The following is a 16,264-nucleotide window of genomic DNA, read 5'->3' on the forward strand; positions in this document are numbered from 1 at the left end:
GGCAACATGTATGAAAGAGAGTAAGGTGGCGTTATGGATAATAGATACGTGGTAATGGACTTGGAAACGACAGGCCATTCACCGGCAAATGGTGATAAAATTATTGAAGTTGGCATCGTTGTTATTGAGGGGGATGTTATTTCAGACGAATTTTCTACATTTTTGAATCCAGATATGTCTATCCCACCTTTTATTACGAATCTAACAGGGATTACAGATCGGGATGTGGAACATGCCCCATTTTTTCAAAATAAAGCGTCCGACATAACGGCCCTTTTAAGCAGTAGTTGGCTGGTGGCACATAATGTGACTTTTGACTCGGGCTTTCTAAATGAGGAACTGGCAAACCATGGATTCTCCTGTCTCCAAAATCCGATCATTGATACAGTAGAACTGTCACGCATCCTTTATCCGGAGGCACCAAGCTATAAACTGGCACAATTGGCCGCTTATTTGGACATTGGACATGATGATCCTCATCGTGCTTTGATGGATGCCTATGTAACGGCTGAGCTGTTCCTTGCTTTAAAAAATAAACTGCAATCATTACCGTATGAAACGATTGCTCATCTATTTGAACTGGAAAAAGGGTTACATTCCGATTTATATCAGTTGTTGGACTGGCAAAAACAAAAACGGATGTTCTCCATTCACGAAGATAAAGCCATAGAAATAAATAGAGGATTGGCCATTAAAAAACAAACGAATGTCAAACAGGAAGCAATGCATCCGGATATGTCTTTCGGATTCTTTCTGGACGGGATTTATGAGACAGGCGGATCAATGCAGCAGCATATGCCCCATTATGAGAAACGAAGCGGTCAGCGTGACATGTCCGAAACCGTTTATGATGCATTTCAGTCGCACCATCATGCACTGATCGAAGCGCAAACAGGGACAGGCAAAACACTTGCATACATGCTCCCTGCCATATACGAAGCCATCAGCCAACGGAAGCGGCTAGTTATTAGTACATACACGACACAGTTGCAATCCCAACTTCTGGATGATGAAATTCCATTAATCAGGCATCTCGTGCCTTTTCCATTTCGTATTGCGCTGCTGAAAGGAAAACAACATTATATCAGCCTTGAAAAATTTGCACAGTCCTTAGTGATGGACCAGGGGGATAACTATGATATCATTCTGACCAAAGCAATGATCCTCATCTGGCTGACCGAGACGGATACAGGTGATATTGATGAAATTCAGCTCCCGTCCAATGGTTATTTGTTTTTTAAAAAAGTGTCCAGCGCCATGGAAGAGACAACGCATCGTTCATCACAGGAATTCACCAGATCTTATTATCAGCGGGCCCACCAAAAAGCACAGCAGGCCGATATTTTAATTACTAATCACGCGTTCTTATGCACTGATATCGTTAATAAATATCAGTTGCTTCCTGCATACAACAAAGCGATCATTGATGAGGCCCATCATTTGGAAGAAACGGCGGCCAAACATTATGGTGCTGCACTGGATTATGTATCTGTGCAAAATATATTGAACCAAGTGGGGGAGACATCCGATCATTCGTGGCTCGGACAATTGCTTAAGGGCAGGCCGGAATTATGGGATATGTTCGCAGCTGAATACTGGGATGATATGTTTATCAAGGCCAAGCATGAAACAGATGACGTATTCCGTATGCTATTTCAGTATGTATTGGATCGAAGACAAAAGGATAAATCGTTAAGCGACATTGGCCGGGTTCAATATCGATTTGAAAGTGAAAACGAACGATCAGATAAATGGACCGCTATTACCGAAATGGCAACAAGGCTTACCTATTATTTGCGCGATTTAATTCATGCACTTTCACCGCTCACACAGCTGAAAACATTCGATTCCGGGGAAGATGATGAATTAAACAAGCATATGGATGATATCCAGATGGTCATTGATAAGATGGAACACTTGTTTTTAACCGCTGAAACCGGTCAGGAAGTGAAATGGATTGAAATTGAGGCGTACGGTGCGAAAAATGCTGTATATCTTTACAGTGAACCCGTGTCGATGGCACCGTTGTTGAACAATGACTTTTTCCAGAAAAAGGAAAGCATCATTTTGACTAGTGCCACATTAACGATGAAAGATTCCTTCAATTTTATGCAACAGAGACTTGGTTTGTCGACAGAAAATGTGCTGACAGCTAATATTAAATCACCGTTTTCGTATCCATCTCAGGTTCAGCTTATGATACCGAATGATTTCCCTGATATTAAACACGGGAACCCAGATGATTTTGTTGAAGCTGTAAGTGAAGCTGTTATTTCCATGGCACATATAACAGGCGGACGAATGCTTGTGTTGTTTACATCTTATGATATGCTTAAGAAGTCTTATTATTTGCTAAAAGAATTGTTAGATGTGCATGAATATATGCTGATTGCCCAAGGTATTTCTAGTGGGAGCAGATCCCGACTGAAGAAAAATTTTCAAACCTTTGAAAAATCTATTTTGCTGGGCACAAGCTCCTTTTGGGAAGGAGTTGATATCCCCGGAGATGATCTGTCCTGTGTTATGATTGCGAGGCTCCCATTCCAGCCACCAAACCATCCTGTGTATGAAGCCAAATCCAATCATTTAAAACAGGAAGGGAGAAACCCTTTTGTGGAATTAGCTCTTCCGGATGCTGTTATCCGGTTTAAACAGGGGTTTGGCCGTTTGATTCGTTCAGCCGAGGATCGCGGTATTGTTTTTGTTTGTGATGCACGTATCAAAAAAGCACGCTACGGCCATTATTTTACGGCGTCCATACCGGACGTACCTGTGACATATGATTCCACACAAACCATTATGGAAAAAGCAGACGAATGGTTTAGAAATCATGATTGAGCAGACGTTTTCCAATTTATTCAATATGGAAAAAACTGATGCACCTTAGTGATGCATCAGTAAAATAATGGAATGAGGCTGGAATTTTTAGTTCATGAGTTATACGGTCCATTGCCGTATGCTTAGTATTGGATTGATTGGCGATACTATAAGCGGCAAAATGTGATAAAACATGAAGCTTCTGACTGGGAGCGGAAAAAGATGAGGCATCATGTTTCTGAATGGTGGTCGTTATGAACAAACGTCTTTTACGAATGACTGTTCCGGCATGGCTGAAATGGCTGACAGGTATAACATGTTTAATGACTGTTGTCTTACTTATTGCCGGCATCTATCTATACTCGGCTGTACAGGGAGAACGGACAGCTGAGTTTGATCAAATAAAGCAAAAAGTGGAGAATGAAACTGACATAACCAACGTCAATCGAATAGAACGATTTCACGGACGGAAAGCTTATTATGTTATTTATGGTGAAACAAACGATCAGCAGGACGCCATTATGTTTTACCCTTTTACTGAGAATAATGCGGAAACGAAACTGATTAAGCATTCTGAAATCGTACCGGAAAAAACGGTGCAGAAAAAATGGCGCAATGATTGCCATCATTGCACCCTTTTCTCCGTCAAACCAGCTCTTATTACCGAAAACAAGCTTCCTGCATGGGAAATGACTTATGAAAATGAAGACGGTCGTTATATCATGGAGTATGTCTCCATTTATGATGGTGAATTAATCGAAATGATTGGATTTAAACAAAAGTTTAACTAGGAGTTGATTGAATGGAACTGGCAAACAGAGTGAAAACACTTTCACCTTCATCAACATTGGCCATTACTGCCAAAGCGAATGAATTGAAAAAACAAGGACATGATGTGATTGGCCTTGGTGCCGGAGAGCCGGATTTCAACACACCGGATTATATTCTGGATGCAGCGATGAACGCCATGAAAAATGGCCACACCAAATATACACCATCCGGCGGGATCCCGGAGTTGAAGCAAGCCATTGCGGACAAATTTAAGACGGATAATGGTCTTTCTTATACACCGGAAGAACTCATCGTCACTACGGGAGCGAAACATGCTTTGTATACGCTTTTTCAAGTGTTATTGAATGAAGGAGATGATGTTATTGTTCCTGCTCCATATTGGGTAAGCTACACGGAACAAATCAAATTAGCCCAAGGCAACCCAGTGATTGCTCATGCAACAGAACAGACCAATTTTAAAATAACACCGGAACAACTTGAAGCCACTATAACACCAAATACAAAGGCATTAATTATTAATTCACCGAACAACCCGACCGGCATGGTTTATAGCAGAGAAGAATTGCAAAAACTAGGCGAGGTCTGTTTAAAGCATGGTGTTCTCATTGTATCTGACGAAATTTATGAAAAACTGATTTATACGGATGACAGTCATGTTTCCATTGCAGAACTTTCGCCATCATTGAAAGCCCAAACGATTATTATCAATGGGGTTTCCAAGTCCCACGCCATGACAGGATGGCGTATCGGATATGCCGCGGGTCCGATGGAGATTATAAAGCCAATGACCAATCTCGCATCTCATTCAACATCAAACCCGACATCGATCGCTCAGTATGCAGCGCTCGCCGCTTATCGTTCCAATAAAGATTCCAGCAAGGACATGCGACGCATTTTTGCCGAACGATTGGAATTATTGTATGACCTGTTAAACGATATTCCGGGCATCTCCTGTGTTAAACCAAAAGGAGCTTTTTATTTGTTTCCAAATGTGCGTGAAGCAATGAATATGAATGGGTTTAAGACAGTAGATGAATGGGTGAAAGCGTTGCTGGAAGAGGAGAAGGTAGCCCTTGTTCCCGGAACCGGATTTGGAGCACATGAAAATGTTCGCCTATCTTACGCAGTGTCCACTGACGCCTTGAAAGAGGCAAGTAAGCGCATCAAACGTTTTGTCATGAATCACCAATCGTCAACGCAACAATAATCAGTAAAATCCCTTGCGAATGCAAGGGGTTTTAACATCTCGGGAAAATGATGCGTTATAGATAGTAAGAAATGAGGTGTGCACGTATATGACAAAATTCATTTCATTTCAAAACATATTACAGAATCAGGTGCAAGTACCCGCCCGATTATTTGAACACTATGTATCACTCGGTTTGAATGAAACAGAGGTAATGGTCATTTTGCAGCTTATTCGATTTATGCAAGCCAATAACGAATTCCCGACGCCAGAAGAAATAGCCAAACGTATGAAAATTAATGAAAAAGACTGTGCCCATATACTTCGGAAGCTAATTCAAAATCATTTTTTATCTATTGAACAATTGAAAAATGATCAAGGTCAAATAACTGAGGCTTATAACTTGAACCCGCTCTGGGAGACATTATTCGCTGAACAACAGCAGGCCCCCGTTGCAGAACATGATGGCACCATTTTCGTTTTGTTTGAACAGGAATTTGGCAGGCCATTATCGCCATTTGAAATTGAGATGATTAATGCATGGCTCGATGAGGACGAACTTGCGCCAGCTTTGATCAAAGCCGCATTGCGAGAATCGGTTTTAATGGGCAAACTCAACTTCAAATACATTGATCGGATTCTTCGCGAATGGAAAAAGAAAGGCATCCACACTGTTGAAGAGGCCAGAGATGCCAGCAAGGCTTTTCATGAGGCGCAGACAGCAAAAAAAGATGATACAGATAAAAAACGGGATACATCGATTTATTATAATTGGCTTGAGGAGGAATAGGGGGCATGCTGAACAAAAAGCAAGTGTTACACTGCCTAGATGTTATGGAAGACATGTATCCGAATGCACAGTGCGAGTTGAATCATCGGAACCCATTCGAACTTGTCATTGCCGTCTTATTATCGGCCCAGTGCACCGATAACCTGGTCAATAAAGTGACACCGGGACTGTTTGAAAAATATAAAACACCCGAGGACTATCTGGCGGTAACTTTGGAAGAACTGGAACAAGACATTAAATCAATCGGACTTTACCGTAACAAGTCGAAAAATATTCGGAAATTGTGTCAAATGCTAATTGATGATTATGGTGGGGAAGTACCACGAACAAAAACAGAGTTGATGCATTTGGCCGGAGTTGGACGGAAAACAGCCAATGTCGTTGCTGCAGTGGCGTTTAACGAACCAGCGATTGCTGTTGATACGCATGTAGAACGTGTGGCAAAACGGCTAGGTATATGCCGTTGGAAAGATTCCACTCTGCAGGTGGAAGAGACACTGATGCAAAAGATTCCAAAAGACGTATGGGCAGACACGCACCACCGGATGATCTTTTTTGGCAGATACCATTGCAAAGCACGGAATCCGCAATGCGCGGAATGCCGATTGCTTGATCTTTGTCGGGAAGGGCAAAAACGGATGCGAAAACGAGAAACCGTGAAAAATTGATTAAAAAAAGCAGTCCTCCTTTTTGGAGGCTGCTTTTTTTGATCAGTCGGACGCTTCACCATCATGGTTATTGCTGGAATTTCCTTGGACTGAATCGGCTTCATCAGGTACGGATGTTTTAGTACTTTTTGTTAAGCCTTTAACACCTTTGTTTGCACCCTCTTGTCCAACAGGGGTGACGGTGATGGTATACGTTTGGCCAGGGCGGACACCGTCACCTTCTAAAACAATGCCCTTGGAACGTACGGTTTTTGTCTGAATGTCCGATCCCGATCGCGAAACAACTACTTCGTATTGAGCTGGGGGACCATTGTATTGCCAACTGACGTCAATGGAAGACGCAGTCGGTTTGGCTTGTAAGGAATCAACGGATGGTATGTTACCTTGTTCATTGTTGTTTTCCTCTTCATCTTCTTCCTCTTCCTCGTCATCCTCGTCATCTTCCATGTCCTCTGGAATACTTACTGTGGTTGTTACTGGTTCACTGGCATCAATAGCCGATTCATGACTTGAAGCGATGACTTCGATTTCATAATCAGAACCAGGTTCCACATTTGTTATTTCCATGGATGTTTCTTCGGTTGATGATAACTTTTGTTTCTCATCGCCATCAACACGAGCGCTCACTTCAAATGAGACACTCTGTTTTGAATTGTACTCCCATGTCACTTGAATTGCATTCGCCTCGTTGTCAAACGTTGCTTCCAAATTGTTCACAGGTTCGAGTTGATCATATTTTTCGGATGTTTCCGTTGGTGCTGTTCCTTTTACGAACAGTTCGGTGACAATCTGGGATTCTGGTGTATAATTACTTGGCAATTTAGCCGGTCTGGATCCTTTTTCAACGGCTTGTTCGACGACTGAATCAGGTTTTGTAAAGTCAGGTGTTTCGATGTTTTTGGATAGTTCCATCATGGTATGTTTGAATAATCTTTGTGATACGTTTTTAAACTTATCATCTATTGGTATATTGTTATTATCATAACCGGTCCAAATTGACATCGTATAGTTGGTGCTGTACCCGCTAAACCAGGAATCCGGCGAACCATTAACGTCAGGACGTGTCGTTGTTCCGGTTTTTCCTGCCACCTGAAGCCCAGAGATATTGGCTGACGTACCGGTTCCCTCAGTAACCACATTTTTGAGCATATCCGTAATCATGTAAGCCGTGGAATCAGCCATAACAGCTTCAGGTTCCGGTTTCAAGTTCACGGTTTTTCCACTTCCCGGGAATTCAACCTTCGTTACGGTGTACGGTTTATTGTAAATACCTCCGTTGGCAAAAGCCCGGTAAGCGCCGGCAAGTTCCAGTGGGTTTGTGCCAATATCTCCGCCGCCAATGGCATCTGTCAACTTAATTTTTTTGTCACCAAATGTTATACCCAATTTTTCAGCAAAGGCTTTCGCATTTTGACGGCCAACTTCTTCAAACGTTTTGATAGCGGGAACGTTTAACGATCGCTGAAGTGCATATCGCGCAGTTACCCAGCCGTAGTAGGTGCTATCCCATGTTTCAACTTGTTTGTCGGATCCTTTTATATCATACGGTCCGTCGTCATTGAGCTGATGATACGTGGACCATTGCATATTTTCAATGGCAGGACCGTAATCCACAATGGGTTTAAATGTTGAACCGGGCTGACGGTCTATTTGAGTTGCGTGATTAAAGCCTTGATTTTCCAGTCCGCCATGTGCACCGCCGATAGCACGAACCGCACCCGTTTTGGTATCCAAAACTGTCATACCAGCTTGCAAATCCACTTTTTTGCCTTCATCACTTTTCGGATTCACGACAGGTTCTGGATAGTTGATCGGATTATCGTCTTTGTCAGAGAGCAAAAATTCCACATATTTTTGTGCGTCTGTGTCAATGGTTGTGTAAATTTTTAATCCGTCCGTGTAAATATCGGCACCATCGACGTTCTTTTTGACTTCCTTTTCCACTTGCTGCAGAAATGCTTGATATGGCGTTGAATCCGGTTCATCTTCCGTAAGAAGCGAGGCGATCTCAACTTGTTTTGCTTCTTTGGCCTGTTTTTCCGAAATTTTGTCATGCTGCACCATTAATTGCAGAACGGTACTCATTCGGTCTTTCATTAATTCCGGGTTCTTAAACGGGTTATACGCCGATGGCCGCTGTGGTAATCCAGCAAGTATCGCAGCCTCAGGCAAAGTCAATTCGCTTAAATCTGTCTTTCCGAAATAAACTTCAGCAGCTTTTACGACACCATAGGCGCGTTTGCCGTAATAAATTTTATTCAGATACATCTCCATAATGCGTTCTTTATTATACTTCTGTTCCAACTGTAATGCGAGCCACATTTCCTGAACCTTAAGACTGATTTTTTTATCCGGTGGAAGGAATGATTTTTCCACCACTTGCTGAGTGATCGTACTGGCACCCTCGGAACCAAAACCGTCTGTAATATTGGCGACAATAGCACCGCCAATTCGCCATATGTCGATTCCAGGATGGTCAAAAAATCTCGCATCCTCGGTTGCAATCACTGCATCAATCAATACATCGGGCAATTCATCATATTCAACTTTTGTTCGCTGCTTCTTTCCTAAGTCAGCGAATTGTTCGCCATCTTTATCGTAAAATTTTGATGAAAACGGTGTATCCAATTTGGATGCATCAATATTCGGTGCGGTGGCAATATAATAAGTAAAAAGACCTCCAACACTTATTCCAATTGCCAAAATCGCAATAAGTGTCCATAATAATATCTTTTTCCATAATGGCTTTTTGGACGCTTTTTTTTGTTGTCTTCTTGCCGTACGTGACTGGCCATTTGTTGCCATTCGTCGTTCTCCTCCATTCTAAAAATAAAGCTTATCGATGATGGCTAGGTAGTGAACCCTTGCCTGGTAATGAAATGGTACGATGTGACCCTCGTTTGCAATGGTTTCATACCGGATGGACTTCTTACCGCCATTTATTTGGTCGTCCCAATAACGAAATAACGTTTCGGCGGGCATATAGAACGTTTCACCGTGTGCAGAGAACCGTATGATAAGAAAACAGATGCCGCCATGATTGATAATGGATTTCATATGCCTAATTTGGTGTTCATGAATATTGGCCAGTGGAAATCGCGTTTTATTTTTCGTTTCTTTCGCTTCAAAATCGATATGCCTTCCGTGATAAATACCATTGTAATCTGTTGTGGAAGGCTGTTTGAAATAACCTTCCGTAATGACAGCAGCACTCCGCTTCGGGTAATGGACATTTACCACCTGTATAGGTGTAGGTTTTTTATGAATGCTAGCTTTGCCTGTATCACGATAAAAAGCATTAGCCGCATTAATATCTTCTTCCAACGTCATGCCCCGATTGCTGAATGCATGTGATTTGCTAACATTTGCCAGTGTTTTTTGTGTCTGGTCGTTCTTTTTTCCATTCGGATAATGCATTGTATATTCCCCCCGCATGTTACTGTATCATATCAAAAAAAGCCGGCCTTGACCATTTGTTTTGAAAGGAGGAATTCTGCATGATTTATTTTTCAGAAAAGGATCTTCACCACTATATACGAATGAAAACAAATAAACATAACGTAGATAATATTTCCCGGACGAAAGCTTATCAAAACATATACATGTGTTATCCGAAAATAAAATGGGCATTTTTAGCCAGCATCGTTTCTCGTAATGCCGGTTGGAACATGACGGATCTGTATCTGTCATCGCTTAGGAATATATTATCTGAAAAACAACGATGTCGGTTCTTTATGACGTATGAACGGGCGAATTGGCTTATCTTTTCTGATGCCTATCCACAGCTTCTTCTTTATGAACTGTCCGTTCTATATAATCAGCCCATGTTTCATCTTTTACCACACATGGCTGTTTCACGTTTTATGAAGAAGGAATGGGATCATTTCTGGAAATATGGTGACCAAAACCGTCTCATGATTGCTATGATTATTAACGAACAAAACGTTATCCATTCTCCAGTTATTCAACAAGATTATTTCCAGCATCGTATTTTTAGGCGCTTGCCATACTTGATGCAGGACAAGCTTTGGCTTAATGCCGTTCTGCTTCCGACGAGGACTGGTAACGTATTCGGTGCATTTGTACACGACTTTACAAATATTCATAAACGCATCGAACTGGGAAAACGGATTGCTTCAATTATGTTTCATCCGCACGTTTATCATTTATTGTTTGATTTTGCGTTATCCATAGATCATACAGGATCACGTCGGGATTATGAACAGTTTTTAGAGAAACAGTTGGAAGGAACACCTTTTTTACGGACTGTTTATCCTGTCATAGCTCATCAGGATAATATTCGAAAGGATTGGTATCGTTTCAGGGGGGTGAAACGAAAATGGTTTCGAAATCGGATTGTTGAGCCTGATTCCAGCATAAAAAATGCATTTTATAATCGAAGAAAATTGCTTGGTGCTTATGGTTACTTCAGAGGCATGGCGACACAGAATAAATCATTATCCTGATCAAAACATCGGCATCCAAAAATCGTGTGAATGCCGATGTTTCGCATTTCGGCTTACGTGGACGGCTGATTGGGCCCATCCAATTTTTTATTTCGGCCGCGATTTTCACTTTTTTGATGATGTTTCTTTGTTTTTTGCTGGGATGGTCTACGTTCGTGTTCCAATCTGATACCCTCCTTTCTTTATTAGTTTGTCTGAGCAGGAGGGAATCTACACTATTTTTGCCATTATTCTTCTAGTTCTGTCGAGCGGGCAGGGACGTTCATGTTTTTGCCGAAATAGTGATATAACTCATGAATGGGAAGGTGAATCGGATGACAAACTTGCGATTAATCACGAAGTCGGTGGAGAGAACTAATAAACATGAATTTGAACATGCGATAGATTATGTCGCTAATCAGTTGCGTTTGATGGAGCAAAAAATGGCCATAACTGCCGAGAACAGTGTTAAGAAACAGTACCGCTCCAACAGGGATGACATAAGCCGGTCGACATACCAGGTTGAAGATCTTGCCAAAAAGTATAAACATGTCCAATATAACCCATCGTATCCAATGCCAGCTTCGTCATCGACAGATCAAAACAAAATCAGAGTCTGACAGATGTGTTCATCATACAAACGTGATATAGTGATCATACGGAGAAAGTATTGATGAAAAGGCAGGCTTAACATATGGAACTATTGGAACAAACGGAGCAATTAATAACCCATCTTGAAAATATGCAAACCATATATAGAGCAAATAATCCGCCCGAAAGCAAAAACGATAAAGCGTTTTTTCAAAAGGTCAAAACGTATACCGCTCCTATTTACGATCTTCTGAGCGAATGGGAAGATCAAGCTTTGCATATGGTAAAAGCACGTCAACTCAATCTTCATCCACAGCAGATAACATCCACCAAAGAAAACATGGAAACGTTGATGTTGCACAGTCTTTATGTAGACATAAAACGGAAGCCATATATGGAAATGGTACACTCAACGCGTTTTATTCTTGATAAAATGTTGGACGATTTGAGGAAACAATGAAAGGTTATACAGAGACATCATCCCTTTATCATTGGCTTTTAAAAGGAGGATTCCGATATGGAGCGTGAGAATCTGATTGCCAAAGCTAAAAACATGCGTGCAACAGCCTATGTTCCATATTCGCAATTCCCCGTCGGTGCAGCGATAAAAACCGCATCCGGCAACATTTATACAGGATGCAATATTGAAAATGCCGCGTATCCGGTAAGCTGCTGCGCGGAACGAGTAGCGATTTTCAAAGCCGTTGCCGATGGAGAACAATCGTTTCGTGAGATGGCTGTATCGGCTGGTACGGAACGTCCTGTTCCACCGTGCGGTTCTTGTCGTCAAGTAATGAGTGAGTTTTTTGGTAGCGACACGACCATTTATTTGACAAACACAGCGAATGAAATAAAAATAGTAACAATGAATGATTTGCTGCCGTTTTCTTTTCACTCAGACGATATCAATACAAGTCAAAAAAGAAGCTGATGTCTCAGCTTCTTTTTTATGCTGCCACGATTTCAATAAGACAAAGATCGTTTTCCATGTTATACTGACAATGAGCTGAAAAAGCCAGAAAAACAACATAATTGATAGATGATGCCAATAAAATAAAATAACGAATATTTCTCAAGTTTTAATTAAAAAACCAACTGTTATGTAGAGGTGACTGCGAAATGAATTCAAACCAACTGACAGGTAAAGACATATTGGATAAAGAATTTAAAACAACCATGCGTGGCTACAATCAGGAAGAAGTTGATGCATTTCTGGATACAATCATACAGGATTACGAAGCGTTTCAACAAGAAATTGATAAACTCCGTCAGGAAAATGAACGGATTCAAAAACAGTCTGAACAGACAAAAAACCGTGCAGCAGGACCTAATCGCCAAGTTAATTATGATATTTTGAAACGAGTGTCCAACTTGGAAAAAGCCGTATTCGGAAACAAGTATGCTGATACATAATGACAGACTGGCTTGTTTTACCAATGCAATAACATAAATAATATGTTATTCTATACTTAGAATGAAATTGATACTCACGTAATCGCTGTATAAGTTTTTTATGCAGAGGAAAGTCCATGCTCACACAGGCTGCGATGCCTGTAGTGTTCGTGCTTGACGAAATCATAAGTCAAGGTAGCCATGCGGCTAACGGCAGTGAAAAATCCTGATTCTGATGATATGGATGAGTACACTTGAAAGTGCCACAGTGACGGAGCCGGATTGGAAACGATCCGGGTGGAACGCGGTAAACCCCACGAGTGAGCAACCCAAAATTAGGTAGGGGCACCCTTGATCAGGGAAATGAACCGAAAAAGGGGTAAGTATGTTAAGTGTACTTGCAGATAGATGATTACGACCGTTGTACGAGGCTGACCACCGTTGAAGTACAACGGAACAGAACATGGCTTACTGAGTATTCAATGGTCCACTAAATAATAACTGAACAACCCCCTTTTCGTTTGTTATAAAATCGGAAAGGGGGTTTTTAATTTCATTTTTGTTTAAGAATACATAATGTGGTAAACTATGACTGCTTGTACAATGGATATGAAAGGAACGACCGCCATATGGTTCAGCAAATAACATTAATTGCCACAGCTGCTATGGGACTGGAATCAGTAGTGGCCAGTGAAGTGAAACAACTTGGTTACGACGTGCAAGTGGAAAATGGGAAAGTGACGTTTGAAGCACCGGTTAATGCTGTTCCCCGTTGCAATTTATGGTTGAGAAGTGCTGACCGTGTTAAATGGCAAGTGGGCCGTTTTCATGCTGTAACATTTGATGAATTATTCGAGAAAACAAAAGCGTTGCCATGGGAGAGTATTATTTCGGAGGATGGATCATTCCCGGTCACTGGTAAATCCATTAAATCAGGGTTGCATAGTGTTCCGGATTGTCAGGCCATTGTGAAAAAGTCCATCGCCGAACGTCTGAAATGGAAATACGGTGTCGCCGGTCATTTGGCGGAAACAGGAGCTCTTTTTAAAGTGGAGGTTGCCCTGCACAAAGATGAAGCTACACTCACCATTGATACTTCCGGTTCCGGATTGCATAAGCGCGGTTATCGCGTTAACCAAGGGGAAGCTCCACTGAAAGAGACAATGGCCGCAGCGCTTATTCTCCTGACCAACTGGAAACCGGACTACACGTTGATTGATCCATTTTGTGGCTCTGGAACCATTCCGATAGAAGCCGCACTTATTGGGCAAAACATTGCTCCCGGGTTTAATCGTTCGTTTGCCTCTGAAGAATGGGGATCGATTAAAAATAAATATTGGAAAGAAGCCTTTGAAGAAGTGGAAGATAAGGCAGATTATGACCGACCACTTGCCATCACTGGATCGGATATTGATGAGAATATGGTGCGATCAGCACATGACAATGCCATGGAAGCTGGGCTCAGCGATTTAATTACGTGGAAACAAATGCGCGTTCAGGACCTTTCCATCCAAAATAAAAATGGTTATTTAATAGGGAATCCACCATACGGTGAACGCGTTGGGAACCGGGATGAAATAGCGGATATATACCGGCAACTTGGACGTACTATGAACCATTATCCGTCTTGGAGCGTCTACTTAATGACAGCATTTGACGATTTTGAGAAAGAGTATGGACAACAAGCAACCAAAAAACGAAAATTGTTTAACGGGTTTATCGAGACAAATTATTACCAGTATTTTGGTGTAAAACAGCATTAATTAGAAAAAACAAAGCCAGGCATAAGCTTGGCTTTGTTTTTTGTTTATTCGCATATTTGATAAGCCAGTCAAAGGATGATACTCCCTGGGTGTTTTGGATGATATTAATGAATACAATGAAAAAATTATGTAATAGTTTTGTGAAAATCATCCAGACTAAACAAATAAAACGATATTTAAAAGAATTGAGGGGGGATGGATTTGATTGGGTCCATTGGTTTGGGGATTCCTTCGCATGACATGTCGCAGCAATTCATTAAATCATTTGTCGGCGATCTATTTCATAACTCGGCTTCCAAGCTGATACAGCGATTACTGCCGGTTTTTGATAATGCGCAGATAAATAGAAGGCAATTTGCTGTTGATCAGGAATGGTTGAAAAATGATCACTCCTTTGAGGAAAAGAACGATTGGTATCATCATTTTGCACAACTGTATTCGCTCCAGGCAGTAGATGCGTGTTTAAACAATGATCGTTTGTTAAGTGAACCAATACCATATGAAGCGATTGATATGATTATATTTGTTTCCAGTACAGGTATTGCTACCCCGTCCATAGATACCTATATTATGAACGAACGTCCATTTCGGGAAGATATGGTAAGGATGCCTCTATGGGGTCTTGGCTGTGCAGGAGGTTCGATCGGCTTATCCCATGCTTCCCATTGGATTCGAGCTCATCCGGATAAAACGGTACTTCTTGTGTGCTGTGAGTTGTGCAGCCTTACATTTCAAAAAGATGATCTCCGCAAAAGCAATATCGTTGGATCCGCTCTTTTTGGTGATGGTGCTGCCGCTGCTGTGATGATAGGAAATCAGTCCAAGTGGCGTGCGGCAGTAAAAAACGATAAAACAAAACCACAAATAGTCCGTACCGGTTCGGTCACGAAGAAAAACAGCAATTCCGTTATGGGATGGAACGTGACCGATCGAGGAATGGAGGTTATTTTTTCTAGAAGTATTCCAGCACAAGTCCGTACGTTTTGGAAACATCATATAAACAGATTCTTGGCCGAACAGAAATTATCCGAGCAGAGTATTCATTCTTTTGTTGCACATCCTGGAGGGCAAAAGGTGCTTGAATCCATGGAAAATGTGTTGATGGCATCCTGGGAAAAATTTAAGTATTCCCATTATGTTCTCCGTGATCATGGAAATATGTCTTCTGCAACAGTGCTCTATGTACTGTATGAATGGATGAAAGAGGGAGTTCCGGAAAACATGCTGAGTGTTGTATCGGCTTTGGGACCTGGATTCAGTTCAGAATTATTGCTATTGGAGTGGAATGAACAATGACGATATGGATGTGGCTATTTATTTTAGCAGTTATAGGGCAGCGTCTTGGTGAATTGTATATTGCCAAACGGAATGAAATTTGGATGAAAAGCCTGGGAGGGATTGAAAAAGGAGAGAAGCATTACAAATGGTTTGTCGTTCTTCATTGCCTGTTTTTCATATCCGTTATAACAGAAGCATCTTTAAATTCGCAGACAAATGCTCAGTTTAATTATTTTCTGCTTGGATTGTTTTTACTGACGCAGGTGGGGAGGATATGGTGTATACATACATTGGGCCGGTTCTGGAATACAAAAATTATTGTTCTTCCAGGAGTGAGTGTCATCAAAAAAGGACCTTACCGTCATGTGAAGCATCCGAACTATATCATCGTGGCAGTCGAATTATGTGTGATTCCATTGCTGTTTGGTGCGGTGTTAACTGCTTTTTTATTTCCGTTTTTCCATTTTCTATTATTAAGGGCACGGTTACCGCACGAAGAAAAAGCGCTGACGCGAGTGACGTGATTTAGGTATAACGTCATT

At 41.4% G+C, this 16,264-nt stretch carries 15 protein-coding genes and 1 other RNA gene; 14 read left to right on the forward strand and 2 right to left on the reverse strand.

What is annotated here, in order from left to right:
• Positions 1–33: 33 nt before the first annotated feature.
• The 5 genes from dinG to nth all read left to right on the forward strand — a co-directional run bounded on the left by dinG (position 34) and on the right by nth (position 6,253).
• Positions 34–2,838: an ATP-dependent DNA helicase DinG gene (gene dinG / locus ABDZ72_RS11300; RefSeq protein ID WP_343753128.1), complete on the forward strand. Its 2,805-nt coding sequence runs from the start codon at positions 34–36 to the stop codon at positions 2,836–2,838.
• 233 nt (positions 2,839–3,071) lie between these two features.
• Positions 3,072–3,608: a cell wall elongation regulator TseB-like domain-containing protein gene (locus ABDZ72_RS11305; protein WP_343753130.1), complete on the forward strand. Its 537-nt coding sequence runs from the start codon at positions 3,072–3,074 to the stop codon at positions 3,606–3,608.
• Positions 3,609–3,619: 11 nt separating this feature from the next.
• Complete coding sequence (locus ABDZ72_RS11310; RefSeq protein ID WP_343753132.1) at positions 3,620–4,816, forward strand: pyridoxal phosphate-dependent aminotransferase; 1,197 nt, start codon at positions 3,620–3,622, stop codon at positions 4,814–4,816.
• Between the two features lie 88 nt (positions 4,817–4,904).
• Positions 4,905–5,585 carry a DnaD domain protein gene (locus ABDZ72_RS11315; RefSeq protein ID WP_343753134.1) on the forward strand — a complete coding sequence of 227 codons (681 nt, stop codon included), beginning with the start codon at positions 4,905–4,907 and terminating at the stop codon, positions 5,583–5,585.
• A 5-nt stretch (positions 5,586–5,590) separates the two neighbouring features.
• Positions 5,591–6,253: an endonuclease III gene (gene nth / locus ABDZ72_RS11320; RefSeq protein WP_343753136.1), complete on the forward strand. Its 663-nt coding sequence runs from the start codon at positions 5,591–5,593 to the stop codon at positions 6,251–6,253.
• Positions 6,254–6,295: 42 nt separating this feature from the next.
• Here nth and ABDZ72_RS11325 read toward each other — a convergent pair whose 3' ends face one another.
• Positions 6,296–9,058: a PBP1A family penicillin-binding protein gene (locus ABDZ72_RS11325; protein WP_343753138.1), complete on the reverse strand. Its 2,763-nt coding sequence runs from the start codon at positions 9,056–9,058 to the stop codon at positions 6,296–6,298.
• A gap of 18 nt (positions 9,059–9,076) precedes the next feature.
• Complete coding sequence (recU, locus tag ABDZ72_RS11330) at positions 9,077–9,670, reverse strand: Holliday junction resolvase RecU (protein ID WP_343753139.1); 594 nt, start codon at positions 9,668–9,670, stop codon at positions 9,077–9,079.
• 80 nt (positions 9,671–9,750) lie between these two features.
• Here recU and ABDZ72_RS11335 point away from each other — a divergent pair, with 80 nt between their 5' ends.
• The 9 genes from ABDZ72_RS11335 (at position 9,751) to ABDZ72_RS11375 (ending at position 16,246) form a co-directional block, all read left to right on the forward strand.
• On the forward strand, positions 9,751–10,719 hold the full coding sequence (locus ABDZ72_RS11335) for a DUF2515 family protein (RefSeq protein ID WP_343753141.1): 969 nt from the start codon (positions 9,751–9,753) through the stop codon (positions 10,717–10,719).
• A 314-nt stretch (positions 10,720–11,033) separates the two neighbouring features.
• Positions 11,034–11,318, forward strand: coding sequence for a hypothetical protein (locus tag ABDZ72_RS11340; RefSeq protein WP_343753143.1), 285 nt, complete (start codon positions 11,034–11,036; stop codon positions 11,316–11,318).
• Between the two features lie 74 nt (positions 11,319–11,392).
• The gene (locus ABDZ72_RS11345) at positions 11,393–11,749 is read left to right on the forward strand and encodes a DUF1798 family protein (protein ID WP_343753145.1); all 357 of its coding nucleotides are present in this window, start codon (positions 11,393–11,395) and stop codon (positions 11,747–11,749) included.
• 57 nt (positions 11,750–11,806) lie between these two features.
• Positions 11,807–12,220, forward strand: a complete 414-nt coding sequence (gene cdd / locus ABDZ72_RS11350; RefSeq protein WP_343753147.1) for a cytidine deaminase — start codon at positions 11,807–11,809, stop codon at positions 12,218–12,220.
• 188 nt (positions 12,221–12,408) lie between these two features.
• Entirely contained in the window at positions 12,409–12,702 is a 294-nt protein-coding gene (gene gpsB, locus ABDZ72_RS11355) for a cell division regulator GpsB (RefSeq protein ID WP_343753149.1), read from the forward strand.
• Between the two features lie 70 nt (positions 12,703–12,772).
• An RNA gene (rnpB, locus tag ABDZ72_RS11360) (RNase P RNA component class B) lies at positions 12,773–13,157 on the forward strand.
• 153 nt (positions 13,158–13,310) lie between these two features.
• Positions 13,311–14,444 (forward strand): THUMP domain-containing class I SAM-dependent RNA methyltransferase, encoded by a 1,134-nt coding sequence (locus ABDZ72_RS11365; RefSeq protein WP_343753151.1) that lies wholly within the window; start codon positions 13,311–13,313, stop codon positions 14,442–14,444.
• A gap of 195 nt (positions 14,445–14,639) precedes the next feature.
• The gene (locus ABDZ72_RS11370; protein WP_343753153.1) at positions 14,640–15,740 is read left to right on the forward strand and encodes a type III polyketide synthase; all 1,101 of its coding nucleotides are present in this window, start codon (positions 14,640–14,642) and stop codon (positions 15,738–15,740) included.
• On the forward strand, positions 15,737–16,246 hold the full coding sequence (locus tag ABDZ72_RS11375) for an isoprenylcysteine carboxyl methyltransferase family protein (RefSeq protein ID WP_343753155.1): 510 nt from the start codon (positions 15,737–15,739) through the stop codon (positions 16,244–16,246). Before ABDZ72_RS11370 ends, ABDZ72_RS11375 begins: the two co-directional genes overlap by 4 nt.
• The last annotated feature ends 18 nt before the right edge of the window (positions 16,247–16,264 follow it).

It is taken from the genome of Lentibacillus halophilus, from assembly GCF_039522485.1.
In the GTDB taxonomy this organism is placed as follows: Bacteria; Bacillota; Bacilli; order Bacillales; family Amphibacillaceae; genus Lentibacillus; species Lentibacillus halophilus.